The 19,314-nt window shown below is 51.1% G+C and carries 21 protein-coding genes; 4 read left to right on the top strand and 17 right to left on the bottom strand.

Going from position 1 to position 19,314, the window contains the following annotated elements; translation table 11 throughout:
- Positions 1 to 41 precede the first annotated feature (41 nt).
- The gene (gene pta / locus M2371_RS01215) at positions 42 to 2,183 is read left to right on the top strand and encodes a phosphate acetyltransferase (protein ID WP_034497259.1); all 2,142 of its coding nucleotides are present in this window, start codon (positions 42 to 44) and stop codon (positions 2,181 to 2,183) included.
- 81 nt (positions 2,184 to 2,264) lie between these two features.
- On the opposite strand, the gene yfcD is transcribed toward pta, so the two are convergent.
- Genes yfcD through yfcF form a run of 3 tightly spaced genes read right to left on the bottom strand, consistent with a single transcriptional unit; the run spans position 2,265 to position 4,119 of the window.
- The gene (gene yfcD, locus M2371_RS01210; protein ID WP_034497261.1) at positions 2,265 to 2,810 is read right to left on the bottom strand and encodes an NUDIX hydrolase YfcD; all 546 of its coding nucleotides are present in this window, start codon (positions 2,808 to 2,810) and stop codon (positions 2,265 to 2,267) included.
- A 56-nt stretch (positions 2,811 to 2,866) separates the two neighbouring features.
- Positions 2,867 to 3,418: a phosphodiesterase gene (yfcE, locus tag M2371_RS01205; RefSeq protein ID WP_259266683.1), complete on the bottom strand. Its 552-nt coding sequence runs from the start codon at positions 3,416 to 3,418 to the stop codon at positions 2,867 to 2,869.
- Between the two features lie 56 nt (positions 3,419 to 3,474).
- Entirely contained in the window at positions 3,475 to 4,119 is a 645-nt protein-coding gene (gene yfcF / locus M2371_RS01200) for a glutathione transferase (protein ID WP_259266682.1), read from the bottom strand.
- A gap of 151 nt (positions 4,120 to 4,270) precedes the next feature.
- On the opposite strand from yfcF, the gene yfcG reads away from it, so the two are divergent.
- From yfcG to M2371_RS01185, 3 genes are all read left to right on the top strand, one after another.
- Positions 4,271 to 4,900 carry a GSH-dependent disulfide bond oxidoreductase gene (gene yfcG, locus M2371_RS01195; protein WP_172893566.1) on the top strand — a complete coding sequence of 210 codons (630 nt, stop codon included), beginning with the start codon at positions 4,271 to 4,273 and terminating at the stop codon, positions 4,898 to 4,900.
- A gap of 101 nt (positions 4,901 to 5,001) precedes the next feature.
- Entirely contained in the window at positions 5,002 to 5,361 is a 360-nt protein-coding gene (gene folX / locus M2371_RS01190; protein WP_259266681.1) for a dihydroneopterin triphosphate 2'-epimerase, read from the top strand.
- Between the two features lie 22 nt (positions 5,362 to 5,383).
- Positions 5,384 to 6,277, top strand: coding sequence for a TIGR01777 family oxidoreductase (locus M2371_RS01185; protein WP_259266680.1), 894 nt, complete (start codon positions 5,384 to 5,386; stop codon positions 6,275 to 6,277).
- Between the two features lie 36 nt (positions 6,278 to 6,313).
- Here the strand turns inward: M2371_RS01185 and hisP are convergent, their stop codons facing one another.
- The 14 genes from hisP to M2371_RS01115 form a co-directional block, all read right to left on the bottom strand.
- A complete protein-coding gene (gene hisP, locus M2371_RS01180) occupies positions 6,314 to 7,087 on the bottom strand; it encodes a histidine ABC transporter ATP-binding protein HisP (RefSeq protein WP_064560078.1) in 774 nt (257 codons plus the stop codon).
- A 10-nt stretch (positions 7,088 to 7,097) separates the two neighbouring features.
- On the bottom strand, positions 7,098 to 7,814 hold the full coding sequence (locus M2371_RS01175; RefSeq protein ID WP_259266679.1) for an ABC transporter permease: 717 nt from the start codon (positions 7,812 to 7,814) through the stop codon (positions 7,098 to 7,100).
- The gene (locus tag M2371_RS01170) at positions 7,811 to 8,497 is read right to left on the bottom strand and encodes a histidine ABC transporter permease HisQ (RefSeq protein WP_115627722.1); all 687 of its coding nucleotides are present in this window, start codon (positions 8,495 to 8,497) and stop codon (positions 7,811 to 7,813) included. Before M2371_RS01170 ends, M2371_RS01175 begins: the two co-directional genes overlap by 4 nt.
- A 74-nt stretch (positions 8,498 to 8,571) precedes the next feature.
- On the bottom strand, positions 8,572 to 9,354 hold the full coding sequence (hisJ, locus tag M2371_RS01165) for a histidine ABC transporter substrate-binding protein HisJ (protein ID WP_172893564.1): 783 nt from the start codon (positions 9,352 to 9,354) through the stop codon (positions 8,572 to 8,574).
- A gap of 296 nt (positions 9,355 to 9,650) precedes the next feature.
- Positions 9,651 to 10,433, bottom strand: a complete 783-nt coding sequence (gene argT / locus M2371_RS01160) for a lysine/arginine/ornithine ABC transporter substrate-binding protein ArgT (RefSeq protein ID WP_115627721.1) — start codon at positions 10,431 to 10,433, stop codon at positions 9,651 to 9,653.
- Positions 10,434 to 10,733: 300 nt separating this feature from the next.
- A complete protein-coding gene (locus tag M2371_RS01155; RefSeq protein ID WP_034497282.1) occupies positions 10,734 to 11,303 on the bottom strand; it encodes a UbiX family flavin prenyltransferase in 570 nt (189 codons plus the stop codon).
- A 111-nt stretch (positions 11,304 to 11,414) separates the two neighbouring features.
- Entirely contained in the window at positions 11,415 to 12,932 is a 1,518-nt protein-coding gene (purF, locus tag M2371_RS01150; protein WP_034497284.1) for an amidophosphoribosyltransferase, read from the bottom strand.
- Between the two features lie 34 nt (positions 12,933 to 12,966).
- A complete protein-coding gene (gene cvpA, locus M2371_RS01145) occupies positions 12,967 to 13,455 on the bottom strand; it encodes a colicin V production protein (RefSeq protein WP_034458856.1) in 489 nt (162 codons plus the stop codon).
- Positions 13,456 to 13,620: 165 nt separating this feature from the next.
- Positions 13,621 to 14,349: a cell division protein DedD gene (gene dedD / locus M2371_RS01140; protein WP_034497287.1), complete on the bottom strand. Its 729-nt coding sequence runs from the start codon at positions 14,347 to 14,349 to the stop codon at positions 13,621 to 13,623.
- Positions 14,339 to 15,607 carry a bifunctional tetrahydrofolate synthase/dihydrofolate synthase gene (gene folC, locus M2371_RS01135; protein ID WP_259266678.1) on the bottom strand — a complete coding sequence of 423 codons (1,269 nt, stop codon included), beginning with the start codon at positions 15,605 to 15,607 and terminating at the stop codon, positions 14,339 to 14,341. The genes dedD and folC overlap by 11 nt, the downstream gene beginning before the upstream one ends.
- A gap of 66 nt (positions 15,608 to 15,673) precedes the next feature.
- A complete protein-coding gene (gene accD / locus M2371_RS01130; RefSeq protein WP_034497292.1) occupies positions 15,674 to 16,594 on the bottom strand; it encodes an acetyl-CoA carboxylase, carboxyltransferase subunit beta in 921 nt (306 codons plus the stop codon).
- A gap of 138 nt (positions 16,595 to 16,732) precedes the next feature.
- The gene (locus tag M2371_RS01125; protein WP_034497296.1) at positions 16,733 to 17,392 is read right to left on the bottom strand and encodes a DedA family protein; all 660 of its coding nucleotides are present in this window, start codon (positions 17,390 to 17,392) and stop codon (positions 16,733 to 16,735) included.
- Positions 17,393 to 17,418: 26 nt separating this feature from the next.
- Complete coding sequence (truA, locus tag M2371_RS01120) at positions 17,419 to 18,234, bottom strand: tRNA pseudouridine(38-40) synthase TruA (protein ID WP_259266677.1); 816 nt, start codon at positions 18,232 to 18,234, stop codon at positions 17,419 to 17,421.
- Positions 18,234 to 19,247: an aspartate-semialdehyde dehydrogenase gene (locus M2371_RS01115; protein ID WP_259266676.1), complete on the bottom strand. Its 1,014-nt coding sequence runs from the start codon at positions 19,245 to 19,247 to the stop codon at positions 18,234 to 18,236. The genes truA and M2371_RS01115 overlap by 1 nt, the downstream gene beginning before the upstream one ends.
- Between the last annotated feature and the right edge of the window lie 67 nt (positions 19,248 to 19,314).

The following is a 19,314-nucleotide window of genomic DNA, read 5'->3' as shown; positions in this document are numbered from 1 at the left end:
GAGTCTCACAAGCCCCGCTTGTGCAACAAAGAGGTTATACCGTGTCCCGTACAATTATGTTGATCCCTACCGGAACTAGCGTCGGCCTGACTAGCGTCAGCCTGGGTGTTATCCGTGCTATGGAACAAAAAGGCGTTCGCCTAAGCGTTTTCAAACCTATCGCTCAACCACGCACGGGTGACGATACTCCAGATCAAACCACCAGCATCGTTCGTGCTAACTCCAGCATCCCTACTGCTGAGCCACTGCACATGAACCACGTTGAGTCGCTGCTGTCGAGCAACCAACAAGACGTGCTGATGGAAGAGATCATCGCCAACTTCCACGCCAGCAGCAAAGACGCTGAAGTGGTTCTGGTAGAAGGTTTGGTTCCGACTCGTAAGCACCAGTTTGCTCAGTCTTTGAACTATGAAATCGCTAAAACGCTGAACGCTGAAATCGTCTTCGTGATGTCCCTGGGTAACAACTCCCCAGAGCAGATGAAAGAACGTATTGAACTGGCTCGTAGCAGTTTCGGTGGTAGCAAAAATACCAACATCACTGGCGTTATCATTAACAAACTGAATGCCCCAGTTGATGAGCAGGGTCGTACCCGTCCTGATCTGTCTGAAATTTTCGATGACTCCACTAAAGCGAGCATCGCGAACATCGATCCTAAAGCACTGTTCGCTGACAGCCCGCTGCCAGTTCTGGGCTGTGTGCCATGGAGCTTTGATCTGATTGCCACTCGCGCGATTGATATGGCGCGTCACCTGAACGCAACCATCATCAACGAAGGCGACATCAAAACCCGTCGCGTGAAGTCTGTGACCTTCTGTGCACGTAGCATTCCGCACATGCTGGAACACTTCCGTCCAGGTTCTTTGCTGGTGACTTCCGCAGACCGTCCAGATGTGCTGGTTGCAGCGTGCCTGGCAGCAATGAATGGCGTGGATATCGGTGCCGTTCTGCTGACCGGTGGTTACGAAATGGACCCACGCGTGAGCAAACTGTGTGAGCGTGCATTCGCCACCGGCCTGCCGCTGTTCATGGTTGATACCAACACCTGGCAGACCTCCCTGAGCCTGCAAAGCTTCAACCTGGAAGTCCCAACTGACGACCATCAGCGTATCGAGAAAGTGCAGGAATATGTGGCTAGCCACATTGATGCAAACTGGATTGAATCTCTGACTGCAACTTCCGAGCGCAGCCGTCGTCTGTCTCCGCCAGCATTCCGCTACCAGCTGACCGAGCTTGCTCGTAAAGCCGGCAAACGTGTTGTGCTGCCAGAAGGCGAAGAGCCACGTACCGTGAAAGCGGCATCTATCTGCGCTGAACGTGGTATCGCAACTTGCGTGCTGTTGGGTAACCCGGATGAAATCACCCGCGTTGCTGCTGCGCAAGGCGTTGAACTGAGTGCTGGCATCGAAATCGTTGATCCAGAAGTGGTTCGCGAGAGCTACGTTGCACGTCTGGTTGAGCTGCGTAAGAGCAAAGGCATGACCGAAGCCGTTGCGCGTGAGCAACTGGAAGACAACGTGGTGCTGGGTACTTTGATGCTTGAGCAAGACGAAGTTGACGGCCTGGTTTCCGGTGCGGTTCACACCACTGCGAACACCATTCGTCCTCCGTTACAGCTGATCAAAACTGCACCAGGTAGCTCTCTGGTTTCTTCTGTGTTCTTCATGCTGCTGCCAGAACAGGTTTATGTTTACGGTGACTGCGCGATCAACCCGGATCCAACTGCTGAGCAACTGGCAGAAATCGCTATTCAGTCTGCGGATTCCGCTGCTGCATTCGGTATCGACCCACGCGTTGCAATGCTGTCTTACTCCACCGGTACTTCTGGTGCGGGTAGCGACGTTGAGAAAGTACGTGAAGCTACGCGTATTGCTCAAGAAAAACGTCCTGACCTGGTCATCGACGGTCCGTTGCAGTACGACGCCGCGGTTATGGCTGACGTTGCTAAATCCAAAGCGCCAAACTCACCGGTTGCGGGTCGCGCTACCGTGTTCATCTTCCCAGACCTGAACACCGGTAACACCACCTATAAAGCGGTACAGCGCTCAGCAGACCTGATCTCCATCGGGCCAATGCTGCAAGGTATGCGTAAACCCGTTAACGACCTGTCTCGTGGCGCACTGGTAGACGATATCGTTTACACCATCGCTCTGACTGCGATTCAGTCTTCTCAACAAGACTAAGTTCTGCTGAGAAGCAAAAAGGCCGCTAATTTGCATTAGCGGCCTTTTTTATTGGCGATGTTCCGAGAAAAATCGAATCAATTACTCCGCAGCAGCGGCATGTTGGGATTCATTTTTAGCGTTGCGTGTCATCCACAATGCCAGGGCTTTCAGAGAGTCAGGCGTGAAGTCATCACAACGTGCGGTAATTTCTTCAGGGGACATCCAGCACACTTCGCTGACTTCATCTTCCTGCAACGCAAACGGGCCGTGTGATACGCAGCTAAACAAGCTTCCCCAAACGCGGCAGTTGGCATCCTCAAAGTAGAACTGCCCATGCTCTGCGAACGGCACACCGGCAATGCCCAACTCTTCTTCTGCCTCGCGACGAGCTGAGTCCAGTAACTGTTCATCAGCCTGAACCACGCCACCCGCAGTTGCGTCGAGCATGCCCGGTAAAAAATCTTTTGTCTCAGTGCGACGTTGCACCAAGATTTTACCCATACCGTCGTGCACGACGATATAAGTCGCGCGATGGCGCAAGCGCTGCGCACGCATTTGCTCACGACTTGCCTGCGCGATGACTTCATTGTCTTCACTGACAATGTCTACCCATTCCATGCCAACAAAATGACTCTGTTCCGCCATTGGGGAAACCTTATTCAGGGCGCTCTTATGGCGCGTTATGTTCAACAAGCGGTAAGTTACGGGGTAATCTCTACCTGTGCAATAACCCCATCGTTATTCAGTGCGTGAACGCTCAGAACACCATCGTTTAGCATCCCGTAACTCGCTTCAAACCCACCTTTTGGGATACTCACGGAGCCAGGATTGAACAGATAAATCGAGTCTTGCTTTTCAGCCAATGGCAGATGAGTGTGACCAAAAACCAACACATCATTTTCTGCCAGCGGCGGCAGTTTATCCGGGTTGTATAAATGGCCGTGGGTGATAAATAAACGCTGCTCGGCCATCAATATTTGTTGCCATGGGGCTGTAATCGGAAAATGTAGCAGCATCTGATCCACTTCGCTGTCACAGTTGCCGCGCACTGCAATAATTTTATCGGCAATGCTGTTAAAGCGCTCCGCAACGGCACCAGGATTGTAACCCACCGGCAAAGCATTTCTTGGCCCGTGATTTAACATATCGCCCAGTAATATCAGCCATTTAGCACCGCTGCGTTCAAAATGAGCCAGCACCTGCTCGGTTGCAGGCAGCGAACCATGAATATCTGAGGCAAACATCAGCTTCATAAAACCACATTCCTGTTAGTGATAAGCAAAATTATCATAACGAATTATGGGGCTAATCAGCCAGAATGCTTTGCGGAAAGTGCCAGAAAACGCTGTACGGATGCTCGCTGCCACTGGAACGCGGCATATTCCTGCAAACGCTCCGGGACCTCATCGCCATTGAGAATCAAGCGATTTAGCATCAGTGCCAAATCGGTATCAGCAATCGACCATTCGCCAAAAAGATTTTGCTGGCCGACGGGGAGTAAATTTTCTACCGCCGCGATGAGTTTTTGCGCCGCCGCCTGCCCTTTCTCGGTCAGATGGGTTTTCTTCACGCCGGCAAAAACCACGTCGGTGGAACGCTCTTCACGAATAGGCATTAAGTCGCTGCGTAACCACGCCTGAATTTGTCTGGCCCGAGCGCGTTTTTCGAGATCATGGGGATAAATACGCTCCCAGGTAGGAGGCGCGAAACGGTCTTCAAGATACTCAGCAATAGCGGAGGATTCAGTCAGCAAAAAGTCATCGACCGCTAGCACCGGAACGCGTCGCGTAAGGTCATAACCTTTCCAGCCTGGTTGCAGATTTTGCCCGCTATTTAAATCAACCGTTTGCAGAGTAAAGCTCAGACCTTTCTCTTTCAGTGCAACATAAACGGACATGACATACGGACTAAAAAAGTTAGCATCGGACCAAAGTGTGATTGTCGGCTGGCTCATAACATCCCCATAATTTAGCTTTCCAGGTTATTGAACATATAGCGGAAGATGAATTCTGTCACTTGAACAAAACTCATCCACCCGGCAAGTTTTTCAAAAAGTCTATACTCCATAGGTTTACGAAAAATGCTGACATCAGGATGGGCATAACATGATTGACCTTTACTATGCACCGACACCAAACGGCCACAAAATCACGCTTTTTCTGGAAGAAACGGGGCTGGATTACACCCTTCACCGTATAGATATTGGCAAAGGAGATCAGTTTCAGCCCGCCTTTTTGGCGATTTCACCGAACAATAAAATCCCGGCGATAATCGACCACCATCCGGCAGACGGCGGCGGCCCACTGAGTATCTTTGAATCAGGCGAAATCCTGCTTTATCTGGCAGAAAAGACCAACGAGCTATTAAGCAAAGATCTGCGTGAACGCACCCACACGCTGCAATGGTTATTCTGGCAAGTAGGAGGGTTTGGCCCAATGCTCGGCCAAAATCATCACTTTAATCATTTTGCACCCCAGCCTGTTCCTTACGCCATTGAACGTTACCAGGTGGAAACTCAGCGTCTGTATGGTGTCCTCAACAAACAGCTCGAGAAAACCCCATGGCTGGGCGGTAATGAATACAGTATTGCCGATATCGCCACTTACCCGTGGACGGTTTCTCATGAGCGCCAGCGCATTAATCTGGCGAATTTCCCGGCGGTGCAAAACTGGTTTGAACGTATTCGTTCGCGCCCGGCAACCGAACGGGCCTATGAGCAGGCTCAGAAAAGCTAACATCTGTGCGCCCGCTATGGGCGCAATGTTTTTCCTCATCTCTTTTGGGTATAGTCTGCAACAGGAAATAACCAGAAATAGATACTTGAAGGAAACCTGCAATGTCGCCAGACGCAATTATTCGAATCAAAAACTTACGCCTGCGCACTTTCATCGGCATCAAAGAAGAAGAAATTGCCAACCGTCAGGATATCGTCGTTAACGTCGCGATTCACTACCCGGCAGACAAAGCCCGCGCCAGTGAAGACATCAACGATGCGCTGAATTACCGCACCATCACTAAACAAATCATCCAGTTGATTGAGAATCATCGCTTCTCGTTGCTGGAAAAATTAACTCAGGATGTGCTCGACATCGCATGCGATCATCCGTGGGTATCTTATGCTGAAGTAGAAATCGATAAACTTCACGCACTGCGTTACGCCGATTCGGTCTCTATGACCATGAGCTGGCGGAGGTAGTCAAAAACAGCTGGAGACGAGCATGCAGATACTGATTACCGGCGGAACCGGCTTGATTGGCAGCCATCTGATACCGCGTTTGTTGGAATTGGGGCACGAAGTGACCGTTGTGACTCGCACCCCCGACAAAGCCAGGGTGTTATTTGATCCCAAAGTCACGCTGTGGAAAGGATTGAGTGAGCATAACAATCTTGATGGTTTTGGCGCGGTAATCAATCTCGCAGGTGAACCGATTGCCGACAAGCGTTGGACGGAATCACAAAAACAGCGCCTTTGCCAAAGCCGCTGGCAAATCACCGAACGCCTGGTCGAGATGTTTAAAGCAAGCCAGACGCCGCCTGCGGTATTTATCTCCGGGTCTGCCGCTGGATATTACGGCGACCTCGGCGAAGTGGTCGTCAACGAAGATGAACCACCGCACAATGAATTTACCCATAAGCTTTGCGCCCGCTGGGAGCAAATCGCCTGCGGCGCACAGAGCGAGCATACTCGTGTCTGCTTGCTGCGCACTGGCGTGGTGTTAGCACCCAAAGGCGGGATTTTGGGTAAACTATTACCGATATTCCGCCTGGGTCTCGGCGGCCCGATGGGCGACGGACGACAGTATCTGGCGTGGATTCATATCGATGATATGGTGAATGGCATTTTGTGGCTGCTGGATAACGATTTGCGCGGGCCGTTCAATATGGTTTCGCCCTACCCGGTTCGCAACGAACAATTCTCTCACGCGCTGGGCCATGTGCTGAAACGGCCGGCGTTTATGCGCGCACCTGCTACGGCGGTCAGACTGATGATGGGTGAATCTTCGGTGTTGGTGTTAGGCGGGCAACGAGCACTGCCTAAACGGCTCGAAGAGTCCGGGTTTGGCTTCCGTTGGTATGATCTGGAAGAGGCGCTTGGGGATGTGGTGCGGTGAAATTTAAGTCCCGCCGCAACGGCGGGACTTTCGGTGTTACTTAAGCGATCCCGACAGGAACTGCTGTAAACGGGCGCTTTTCGGGTTACCAAACAACTCTTCCGGCGTCCCTTCTTCCTCGATTAACCCCTGATGCAGGAAAATCACATGGTTTGAAACGTGGCGCGCAAAGTCCATCTCATGCGTCACCACCACCATGGTTTTCCCTTCTTCCGCGAGTTTTTGCATGATACGCAGCACCTCACCCACCAGCTCAGGGTCGAGCGCGGAAGTCGGTTCATCAAACAGTAATACTTCTGGTTCCATCGCCAATGCACGGGCGATAGACACGCGCTGTTGCTGCCCGCCGGAAAGATGCACCGGATATTTCACCTGCTGACGCTCGTCAATGCCCACTTTCGCCAGATACTTAATCGCACGCTCTTTCGCTTCTTGCTTGCTCAGGCCCAGCACCTGAATCGGCGCTTCCATGACGTTTTCCAGTACCGTCATGTGGCTCCACAAGTTGAAATGCTGGAATACCATCGTCAGGCGCGTGCGCAGTAAACGGAGCTGGTTTTTATCGGCAACTTTGAGCTGCCCATCGGTATCACGCACCAGATTAATGTTCTGGTTATTGACAACAATCGTCCCTTCACTCGGTTTTTCGAGGAAGTTAATGCAGCGCAAAAAGGTACTTTTCCCTGAACCGGAAGAACCAATAATGCTAATCACATCGCCAGCATTGGCCTGTAAAGAGACGCCTTTCAGCACTTCATGTTGGCCATAACGCTTGTGCAGGTCGGTAACGCTTAATTTTTTATCAGTCATCATTGCACACTCAATGTGTTGAGCTTGGTTTAATATGCTGCAACCAGCGTTGCTCAGCCTTGCGGAACAATCTAATCAGCACATAAGAAATACACAGGTACAACACCGCAGCAATCCCGAAGGCGGTAAACGGCTGGTAGGTTGCGGAGTTGATATCACGGGCGATCTTCAGCAGATCCGGTACGGTAGCGGTGAATGCCAGCGCCGTGGAGTGCAGCATCAAAATCACTTCGTTGCTGTACGCAGGCAGCGCAATACGCAGCGCGGAAGGCAAAATAATGCAGCGATACATTTTGAATGGCGAGAAACCGTAAGCGCGACCGGCTTCAATTTCACCGTATGGAACGGCACGAATCGCTCCGGCAAAAATTTCTGTAGTGTACGCACAAGTGTTTAACGTCAACGCCAACACGGTGCAGTTCAGGCCACTGCGGAAAAACTCATTGAGCAGCACAGTGCCTTTCACCACTTCCAGCGTGTACATACCGGAATAGAAAACCAGCAACTGGACATACAACGGCGTACCACGGAAAATGTAGGTAAACAGCCAGATTGGGAAAGCGATATATTTGTTGCTCGACACCCGTCCGATAGCCAAAAATAGCGCCAGAATGCCCCCCATCACCACCGACGAAATCAGCAACCAGAGTGTGATTGCCACGCCGGTAAAGCGGTATCCGTCAGTCCACAGCAAGGCTTTCCAGTATTCCTGAATGATTTCTATCATAGCTCCGCCCTTTTAACGCCAACGGAATAACGGCGTTCAAGCCAGAGCAATACGCCATTCGATACCGTGGTAAAGAACAGGTAGATGATCCCGGCAACAATCGCAAAGTAGAATGGCTGCCAGGTGCTTTTCCCGGCAAGCTGTGTCGCTTTCACCACATCTTCAAGGCCTAAAAGAGAAACCAGCGCGGTGGCTTTCAAAATAACCTGCCAGTTGTTCCCAATACCCGGTAACGCATAACGCATCATGGCCGGGAAGAGAATGCGGCGGAAAGTTTGCGAGCCGGTAAATCCGAAGGCGGTTGCCGCTTCAATATGCCCTCTCGGCACAGCCATAAAAGCACCGCGGAAGGTTTCGGTAAAATAGGCACCGTAGATAAAACCAAGCGTAATGATACCGGCAACCATTGGGTCGATATCAAACTGGGCAACGCCTAGCGAATCGGTTAAGACATTAAGCGCCATTTGCAGACCATAGAAAATCAGCAGCATCAGCACCAGGTCAGGCACGCCGCGAATCAGCGTGGTGTAGCCTTCAAACAATATGGCTAACGGGCGGTTTTTGGATAATTTAGCACCGGCTCCAGCCAGGCCAATAATAACGGCGAGGATAACGGAGCTTAACGCCAGTTCCAGCGTGACGAGCGCCCCTTTAAATATTACTTCAGAAAAACCGTACAACATGGTGCGTATCCTGTCGTCAGTGTCTGCACAAACTTAACCTGCCCATTCAGGGCAGGTTTAACCACTGGTGACTGTTAACCACCGTAAACATCGAAATCGAAGTATTTCTTCGCTAACTTCTCGTAAGTTCCGTCTTTACGCATTTCGGCAAACGCTTTATTGAGCGCTGCACGTAATTCGGTATCGTCTTTACGCAGCCCCATACCGGTGCCAACACCAAAGAGCTTTTCGTCTTTGATTGACGGGCCACCAAACTGGTAATTCGCGCCGACAGGTTGCTTCAGAAAACCTTCGCTGGCGGCAACTTCGTCCTGAAATGCTGCGTCAATACGACCCGCAGTCAGGTCCGCATAGATTGAATCCTGCCCCTGGTAAGAAACAATTTCGATACCTTTAGGTGCCCAGTGCTCATTACCAAAGGTTTCTTGAGTTGTGCCTTGCAGAACGCCGACACGCTTACCTTTGAGGGATTCAAGGGTAGGTTGAATTGGGGAGCCTTTCGCGACCACTAAACGGGAATCTGCTGCGTACAGTTTGTCGGTGAAGGCAATCTCTTGCTGGCGCTTTTCAGTGATGGAAAGTGACGACATAATCGCGTCAATTTTTTTCGCTTTCAACGAAGGGATCAGCGCATCCAGTGGGTTTTCCACGAAGGTACAATTAGTTTCGATGCGTTTGCAGAGTTCTTTTGCCAAATCGATATCAAAACCCACTAATTCCCCTTGAGCGTTTTTCGACTCAAACGGGGCGTAAGTTGGGTCAGTACCAATACGTAAATTCTTGGGAATAGCGGCGAATGCTGTGGAAACACTGGAAAATGCCAGTACCAAAGAAAGAGCGATGATCTGCTTGTTCATAATTATCCTCGAAGTCACTGTTTTTATGCGCGATTGCTTTTCAACCGGATAAAATTGCATGTTCCATGCCAGGTTATGCATCTCAATATAATGTTTTTTCCCCCATTATGGCGCAGCATTGCCACGCGTCTCAAAACAGGAAAAACACGCTGCACCAACAAGATGCAAGCAAACCACCATTTTGGTGCAGAGATAAATTACTGCACTAAACGGGTGCAGACAACTTAAACTGGATTGCAATTCTATTCAGCCCGGTTGCGCCAAAGCATAACCGGGCTACAGACTACGGGATAAACTTATTCACCGTAAACATTAAAATCGAAGTACTTCTTCGCAAATTTGTCGTAAGTACCGTCTTTGCGCATATCTGCCAGCGCTTTATCAAAGGCCGCTTTCAGTTCAGCGTCGTCTTTACGCAAGCCAATACCGGTGCCGTCGCCAAAGTACTGTTTGTTTTTTACCGATGGGCCTGCAAACTCATAGCCTTTACCCGCAGGCAGTTTCAGGAAGCCTTCGCTTGCTGCAGTTTCATCCTGGAATGCAGCATCCAGGCGGCCAGCAGCCAGATCGGAATAGATCAGATCCTGGTTTGCGTAAGGCACCACATCGACACCTTTACTGCGCCATTCAGCGTTGGCATACGCTTCTTGTGTCGATCCTTGCAGTACACCGATGTGTTTACCTTTGAGGGAATCCAGAGTCGGTTTAACCGGGGAGCCTTTAACAGCAATCAGGCGCGAATCAGCAGCATAAAGTTTGTCTGAGAAGGCAATCTCTTTCTGGCGTTTTTCAGTGATGGAAAGCGAGGAAATGATACCGTCAATTTTCTTCGCTTTAAGTGAAGGAATCAGTGCATCGAAGTCACTTGCGACCCAGGTACATTTAGTATTAATGCGCTTACACAGCTCATTACCAAGATCGATATCGAAACCAACAAAATCCCCTTTCGCATCTTTAGAAGAAAACGGCGCGTAGGTCGTGTCCGTTCCAAGACGAATACTCTGCGGAAGTGCTGCGAAGACGCTTGCGGTGGCGCTCAGGCCAAGCAGTAAAGACAGAGCGAGAACTTGCTTTTTCATACGTAACTCCCAAGTTTGACTTATCTTATTATGTGTAACGTCGTGTTGTATTTGTTTTGTGTAGCTGTTTAAGAGTTGCAGTTCTCATGCCACTTTTTCTTGCGTGAAAGAAAGTGGGCAATATCGTGTTAAATAAAAGTTACAACTCTGTCACAAGAATGAAAGATAGCAGGTCTGGTATGAGGAAAAAGCATTCGCGGTGGAAAATAGCGGATAAATGTTCTGGAAGTGATCGGGGTTACAAAAACGCCTCATAATGAGGCGCAGGGTTTTGTGATGCACCACACTGGCGCATCACGCTTATGCGCCGCTCCAGCGAGTAAACAAATCTTGTGGTAACTCAATATCGAACTGATCGATGACCCGGTTCACCGTCTGGTCGATAATGTCCTGCACGCTTTGTGGCCGATGATAAAACGCAGGCATCGGGGGCATTATCACTGCGCCCATTTCTGCAGCCTGGGTCATCAGGCGCAAATGCCCAAGATGCAGCGGCGTTTCACGCACGCAAAGCACCAACGGGCGACGCTCTTTGAGCACGACATCCGCTGCACGCGTTAACAAGCCATCTGTATAGCTGTGAACAATGCCAGAAAGGGTTTTGATTGAACAAGGCAATATCACCATGCCGTGTGTCTTAAAAGAGCCAGAAGAAAGGCTGGCGGCGATATCACGCGAGTCGTGAACCACATCGGCAAAGGCCTGAACTTCTCGTAAGGAAATATCGGTTTCCAGCGCGAGTGTCTGGCGGGCTGCATTGCTCAGGATAAGATGCGTTTCGATGTCCGGTAATTGTTGCAGTACCTGAAGCAGTCGCACACCGTAAGTTGCGCCACTGGCACCTGAAATCCCAACAATTAACCGTTTCATATTTTTCATTCGCCCGAGGAGTTTATCTGGGCTGACTTTGCCGCAAGATGGGCAGGGATGCAAGAAATGGTAACCCTCTCCTTCCGGGAGAGGGTTACGGTGAGGATGGCTTTAACCCTCGTTGTGCATCTCTAAGTTTTCAACTTCGTTCTGACGGGCAATCGCTTGTGAATCGTCATTACGCAGTGACTCAAGATACTCAAGGTATTCGTGATCCACATCTTTGGTCACATAGATACCGTTGAACACCGAGCATTCAAACTGCGTGATATCCGGATTCTCAACGCGAACCGCTTCAATCAGATCGTTCAGATCCTGGAAAATCAGACCATCGGCACCAATCAACTGACGGATCTCGTCAACTTCACGGCCATGAGCAATCAGTTCGTTAGCACTTGGCATATCGATGCCGTACACATTCGGGAAACGAATTTCCGGTGCCGCTGACGCGAGGTAAACTTTCTTCGCACCGGCCTCACGTGCCATCTCGATAATTTGCTCAGAAGTGGTGCCGCGCACGATGGAGTCATCCACCAGCAGCACGTTCTTATCGCGGAACTCAGCGCGGTTAGCATTCAGTTTACGACGCACAGATTTACGACGCAGTTGCTGGCCTGGCATGATGAACGTGCGGCCTACGTAGCGGTTTTTCACAAAACCCTGACGGTACGGCTTGTCGAGAATACGGGCGATTTCCAGCGCGATATCGCAGGATGTTTCTGGAATCGGGATAACCACGTCGATATCCAAATCTTCCCATTCGCGAGCAATTTTCTCACCGAGCTTTTTACCCATTTCAACGCGGGCGCTGTAAACGGAAATTTTGTCGATGAACGAGTCCGGGCGCGCAAAGTAAACGTACTCGAACAGGCATGGATTGCTGGTCGGGTTGTCAGCACACTGGCGTGTGAACAACTGGCCTTTTTCGGTGATGTACACCGCTTCGCCCGGCGCAACATCGCGCAGGAACTCAAAGCCCAGCGTATCAAGGGCGACGCTTTCGGAGGCCACCATATATTCGGTGCGGCCATCATTCAAATCGCGCTTGCCCATCACCAACGGACGAATACCGTTAGGGTCGCGGAACGCCACCATACCGTGGCCGATAATCATCGCGACACAAGCGTACGCACCACGAATCTGGCGGTTGGTTGCGGCAATCGCGGCGAAAATGTTGTCTGCTTCCAGCGGATAGTTGCGGAAGTTATCCAGCTCGCTGGCAAAAACATTGAGCAGGATTTCAGAATCGGAAGTGGTGTTAATGTGACGACGCTTTTCTTCGAACAACTTTTGGCGCAGTTCGTGGGCGTTAGTCAGATTGCCGTTGTGTGCAAGAGTAATGCCGTACGGAGAGTTAACGTAGAAAGGTTGGGCTTCAGAAGCGCTAGAGCTACCCGCAGTCGGGTAACGTACGTGGCCGATACCCATGTTTCCCTGCAAGCGTTGCATGTGAATGGCACCGAACACATCGCTCACCAGCCCATTGGCTTTACGCAGACGAAAACAATTTAAGGCATCAATGGTGACGATGCCTGCGGCATCCTGCCCACGGTGTTGAAGCACCGTTAACGCGTCATAGATAGACTGGTTTACCGGCATAAAACCGGCGATACCGACAATACCGCACATGTTGTCTTTTCCTCATTAAGCCACAACCCCTGCCTTATGGCCGGGGCAAGAAACTTGACGAGCTTTGCAGATAGTCAAAAAACCATCTGATGATGAAACTGAATTGCGGGATAAGCTGCGACTTTTGCCAGTCGTCACTCTTGGAAAAACCAGTGAACGTATCAAGAAAGAACAGAATGGCGGCGACGATCAGTGCTCCACGTAACGCACCAAAGCAAATCCCCAACACCCTGTCTGTACCCGACAGGCCGGTTTTCTCAACCAGCGCGCTAATCACATAATTGACTATCGCACCGACGATGAGTGTCGCGATAAACAGTATCGCGATAGCTATTCCATTACGTACCAGTTCGTCTTCAAAGCCAGTGAACCAGACAGAAAGGTAAGTGTAGTAATGACTGGCGACAAAGAAAGCACAGCCCCAGGTTACTAGCGATAACGCTTCACGCACAAACCCACGAATAACACTAATCAGAGCCGAAAAGCCGATGACCGCAATGATGGCGTAATCTATCCAAACCATGAACAAATCCCACGACAAATCGCCCTGACGTCCAGTTCGGGGCGCATTCTAACAGAAAAAGAAAACGTTTGCGTAGGGATTTCCTTCCCTCGCGTAAATAAATAATGGCGTTGAAAAAATGCTCAACGCCATTAAAAATTTGCCCTAAATCCCGCCTATGCGGGTTTATCTGGCCGTGTAAGTCATCACCACACCATTCAGCCCGGAAAGCGAATTTAGCTCGCCCAATGAAGACTTAAGTTTGTCTTTCGAGGCATCCGGCCCTACCAGAATTCGGGTGACTTTACCCTGAACTGGCGTTGACGGTGAGGTATAAGCACGGAACCCAGCGCCGCGTAGTTTACCAACAATTTCATTCACTTTGTCGGCATTCTTCAAGGCACCCAGTTGCACGACGTAAGCTTTGCCGGTCGGTGCTTGCTCGGCAGTTTCTTGCTTCGCTGGTTTTGCAGGCTCCGGAGGCTGTTCGTTCATCATTGCCAGACGTTCTTCGGTTTGATCAACGGAAGCTTTGCTCTGTGGTTTTTCAACCGGCTTAGGTTTTGGTTTCTCAGCCACAGGTTTTGGCTTCGGCTGCTCACGGCTGACAGGCACTTCATCAATACCCGCAGCTCCGTCCCCAGGCAAAGAAGCGATATCAAGTCCAGGTGCTGCCGCTGTGCCTGCTCTCACCTCTTCGGCCGCCCCTTCAGGGGGTTGCGAAGGCAGTGCCTGAGTCGCGGCAGGCAGCATGTCTGGCTCATCGGTGTCACCCGGTTTTGGAACCAAAGGAATCGCTGCAAACTCGTCCTGATAATGCTTTTTCTGACCATCAAGCAGCCCTGGCAGGATAATGACCCCCAGTGCGACCAGAATAATGGTTCCGACTAATCGATTTTGAAACTTACTCGCCACCTGCTTTCTCCGCGTCCAACGCTTCCATTACGTGGGCTACTGTATGAAATGAACCACACACCAGCACGGTATCATTTTCTGTGGCGGCCTTCATTGCGGCACGCCAGGCTTGCTCCACACTGCCATAGACTTCGCCCTGACCGAGATGTTCAATCAGTTGTTCCGCCGTGGCACCGCGTGGGCCTTCTAATGGAGCACAATACCAGCTATCAACCTGAGGCGACAAACATGCCAACGTGCCCGCGATGTCTTTGTCATGCAGCATCCCGATAACGGCCAACACGCGCCCGCGTTTTGGAAGTTGCTCCAGACGCCCGGCCAAATACGCCGCCGCATGAGGGTTGTGCGCCACATCAAGGATCACCAACGGCTCACGCGAAATCACCTGGAATCGCCCCGGTAACGTCGCTTCTTTAATGCCTTGAATAATAGCCTCATTGCTGACATTTAGCTCGCTGGCACGCAACGCCGCCAGTGCCGTCGCCGCATTCGGCTGCGGAACTAACGGCAACGGTAATCCGCTCAGTTCGCCCTGGCTGTCCTTGAAGCTCCAGCTATTCTCACCAACGTGATAAGACCAGTCCACGCCACGGCGCAGCAATTGAGCGCCCTTCTCCGTCGCCACATCGGCAATGGTATGCGGCATATCAGGCTCACCGACGATTGCTGGTTTCCCGCCACGGAACACACCCGCTTTTTCACGTCCTATGCTTTCACGATCTGGCCCCAGCCAGTCGGTGTGGTCCAGCGCGATACTGGTCACTACCGCCACATCGGCATCGATAATATTGGTGGCATCAAGACGCCCGCCCAGACCCACTTCAAGGATCACCACATCCACCGCCAGTTGCTTAAACAACAGTAGCGCCGACAAGGTGCTGTACTCAAAATAGGTCAGCGATGTCTCGCCACGCGCGGCTTCAATTTGTGCAAATGCCGCCGTGTGGTATGCCTCGTCCAGCTCTTCACTTTGCACGCGCACACGCTCGGTGTAACGCACCAGATGCGGCGAGCTATAAACACCGACGCTGTAACCAGCCGCCATCAACACCCTTTCCAGGGTACGGCAGGTTGTGCCTTTGCCGTTGGTTCCCGCCACGGTAAACACCGTTGGCGCGGGGTTCAGCACATCAAGCGTTGCGGCAACTTTTTTTACGCGCTCAAGGCCAAGCTCGATGGTTTTAGAATGGAGGTTTTCCAGATAACAAAGCCACGTGGCCAGGGGCGACGTGGCTTGAGGAGTTTGAGTTTTTTCCATGATGCCCGCTCTACGCTACGGTTCAAGAAAAAGGGCAGGACCTGTTTGGCCTGCCCTTATTAACTATCAGGCCTCGTGACCTTCTTCCGGTGCGGCCGGAACCACAATCGGTTCACGCGGCTCTTCCGGATTCGGCGCTGGCTGATTTGTCAGTTTTGCCAGAATGCTTGCCAGTTTCAGGCGCATTTCCGGGCGGCGAACGATCATGTCGATCGCCCCTTTTTCAATCAGGAACTCACTGCGCTGGAAGCCCGGCGGCAGTTTTTCACGAACGGTTTGCTCGATAACACGTGGACCCGCGAAGCCGATCAGAGCTTTTGGTTCAGCAATGTTCAGATCGCCCAGCATCGCGAAGCTTGCCGAAACGCCACCCATTGTTGGGTCAGTCAGAACCGAAATATACGGCAGACCGCGTTCCTGCATTTTTGCCAACGCAGCACTGGTTTTCGCCATCTGCATCAGTGACATCAGCGCTTCTTGCATACGTGCGCCACCGGAAGCGGAGAAGCAGATCATTGGGCAGTTATCTTCCAGAGCCTGTTCCACAGCACGAACAAAACGCGCGCCCACAACAGAACCCATGGAACCGCCCATGAAAGCAAACTCAAACGCCACAGCCACAACTGGCATGTTGTAGAGCGTACCTTTCATGACCACCAGCGCGTCTTTCTCGCCGGTTTCTTTCTGAGCAGATGCCAGACGGTCTTTATATTTTTTAGAGTCTTTGAACTTGAGGATATCTTTTGGCTCAAGCTCACTACCCAATTCAAACATCGAGCCTTCATCTAACAGGCTGTGCAAGCGATCGCGCGCAGACATACGCATGTGGTGATCGCATTTTGGGCAGACTTCGAGATTGCGTTCCAGTTCGGCACGGTACAGAACCTGGCCACAGCTGTCGCATTTCGTCCACACCCCTTCAGGGATACTCGCCTTACGGGTAGGGGTGATATTGCTCTTATTGAGAATTCGTTCAATCCAGCTCATTGATGACCTTTCTGCTTGAACCTGGTCGATGCCAGTTTTTCTGTGGCAGAACTAGCTGCCCCAGACCATAAATGGTGCTCATTAAAACATAACGGCCCGCGACTTTGGATAAAAAAGTGGTCGAACCGCGCGATGGGGTTACTTTTGCAGGCGTTTGGCCGCACGTTTGTGGCGAATAATCTCAACCACGCCCGGCAATACCGACAATACAATAATCGCCACAATCAGTAATTTCAGGTTTTCCTGCACAATCGGCAAATCGCCGAACAGGTAGCCTGCGTAGGTAAACAGCAGTACCCACAGCAACGCACCGGCAACGTTATACATCGCAAAATGGCGATAAGACATATGCCCCATGCCTGCGACAAACGGTGCGAAAGTTCGCACAATCGGTACGAAGCGCGCGAGGATAATCGTTTTTCCGCCATGACGCTCGTAAAAAGCGTGTGTTTTATCAAGATAACTACGGCGGAAGATTTTAGAGTTCGGGTTACTGAATAGCTTTTCGCCAAAAAGCCGCCCAATAGTGTAGTTCACCGCATCGCCAATAATCGCGGCGATAACCATCAAAATCACCATGGTGTGAACATTCAGATCGTTAGTTGGCAACGCCGCCAGCGCACCTGCCACAAACAACAATGAATCACCCGGCAGGAACGGTGTGACAACCAGACCGGTTTCACAGAACAAAATCAAAAACAGAATGGCATAAACCCAGACACCATACTGCGCTACCAACTCCGCCAAATGCACATCAATGTGCAAAATAAAATCAATAATGAAGCGGATAAATTCCATATGCTATCTACCTATTTCGTCTGGCGTCAGTCTGCCAAAAAAAGGGGTCCCATTGGGGGTTTAGGCAACTCAAAATGTTCAGGGTAGTCCACAGAAACTAAGTACAAGCCTTCTGCTTTACCGGTTGCAGCTGCCAGCTTGCGATCTTTTGCTGCCAGTAATTCCGCCATCCAGTTTTCTGCCTGATTGCCACAGCCGATTTCCATCAGGCTGCCGACAATGTTTCGTACCATATGATGAACAAACGCATTGGCTTTGATATCCACCACCACGTAAGCACCGTAACGGGTCACGTTGATGTGCATCAGGTTACGCCACGGCGTGCGCGACTGGCATTGCACTGCGCGGAACGAGGTAAAGTCATTCTCGCCCAGCAAGCATTGCGCCGCCCGATGCATACGATCGGCATCCAGCGGATGGTAAAAATGCGTGACACCTTGAGACATCACAGCCGGGCGCAGACGCTGGTTATAAATGACATAACGATAACGGCGCGCCGTTGCACTAAAGCGGGCATGAAAATCATCGGGCACATTTTTAACCCAACGCACGGCAATGTCGCCAGGTAAATTCGCATTTACACCCAGCGTCCATGCCGCGTCTTTACGATCCATACGCGTTTCGAAATGCACAACCTGGCCGGTGGCATGAACGCCTGCGTCGGTTCGTCCGGCACAGAATACGTTGATTGGCTCATCCGCCACTTTCGAAAGCGCCTTTTCAAGCTTTTCCTGCACGCTGCGCACTTCGTTCTGGCGCTGCCAGCCGTAATACTTACTGCCGTCGTATTCAATGCCAAGTGCAATTCTGCGAAGCGGGGTTTGCAGCAACTCGTCGGACATTAGTACATATACTCCTGCACTAATTTTTCAGCTGTTTTCACTGCCATCAGTGCGCCGCCAAAGCGAACGTTATCGGCAACAGACCAGAATTGAATTTGTTCTGGCATACCGTAATCGTTGTGGATACAGCCGATGGAAAGGTGCGAGCTGCCGGAAGCATCGGAAACCTGAGTCGGGAAATCGCCCTCTTCAGAAAGTTCGATATCTTCAAATTGAATATATGCGTCACGCGCTTCTTCAGAGGCAAGCGGGCGCATAGCTTCAAAGTTCACCATTTGCGCGTGGCCGTAAAACACAGGCGCCTGGACGAAGCTTGCAGAAATGATCACGCCTTCATCCTGCAAGACTTTGCGCACTTCGTTCACTAAGCGGCGTTCGACAGGAATGCTGCCTTCTGCATCAGGCATTAACGGCAGCATGTTGAACGCTAATTGGCGACCAAACAAATCGGCGTCTTCAATTGGCAAACCGTTCAGTAGACGAGCGCTCTGCCCGGCCAGCGCATCGACTGCACTTTTGCCACGACCAGAAGCGGCCAGTAAATTAGTGACCTGAATACGGGATAAACCACCTTGTTCGATAAGCGGTTTCAATGCGGTCAACAACTGGCTGGTCAGGCTGTCAGCCACGGCCACCAGATTGCGATTGCGGTATTCACCCAGCACGAATGGGTTCACATCTGGCACCACCAATGGTACGTCGTGTTCCATGGCGAACAAGCCACTTGAGTCGATAACCAGGCAACCGGCGTTAGTCGCTTCTTCGACATAACGCGCTGACGCTTCTGCACCCGCCACAAAGAAAGCGAGCTGAACCTGAGTCCAGTCAAATGATTCAGCATCCTGAACCATCACGGTTTTGCCTTCATAACGAATATTTTCGCCCGCACTTTCATTACGTGCGAGGGCATGCAATTCACCAACCGGGAACTGGCGCTCAGCAAGCAGTTCAATCACAGCTGCGCCTACGGCACCCGTGGCACCTAAAACGGCAATATTCCAGCCTTCAGACATGTTGGTTTACTCCAGACTTAAATAGCAGTATCTCCCCGATAGCAGCACCGGGAAGATGAGAAGGATT

The sequence above is a fragment of the Buttiauxella sp. BIGb0471 genome (assembly GCF_024807715.1).
Taxonomy (GTDB): Bacteria; Pseudomonadota; Gammaproteobacteria; order Enterobacterales; family Enterobacteriaceae; genus Buttiauxella; species Buttiauxella agrestis.
This window is presented reverse-complemented; position numbering and strand designations above follow the sequence as displayed.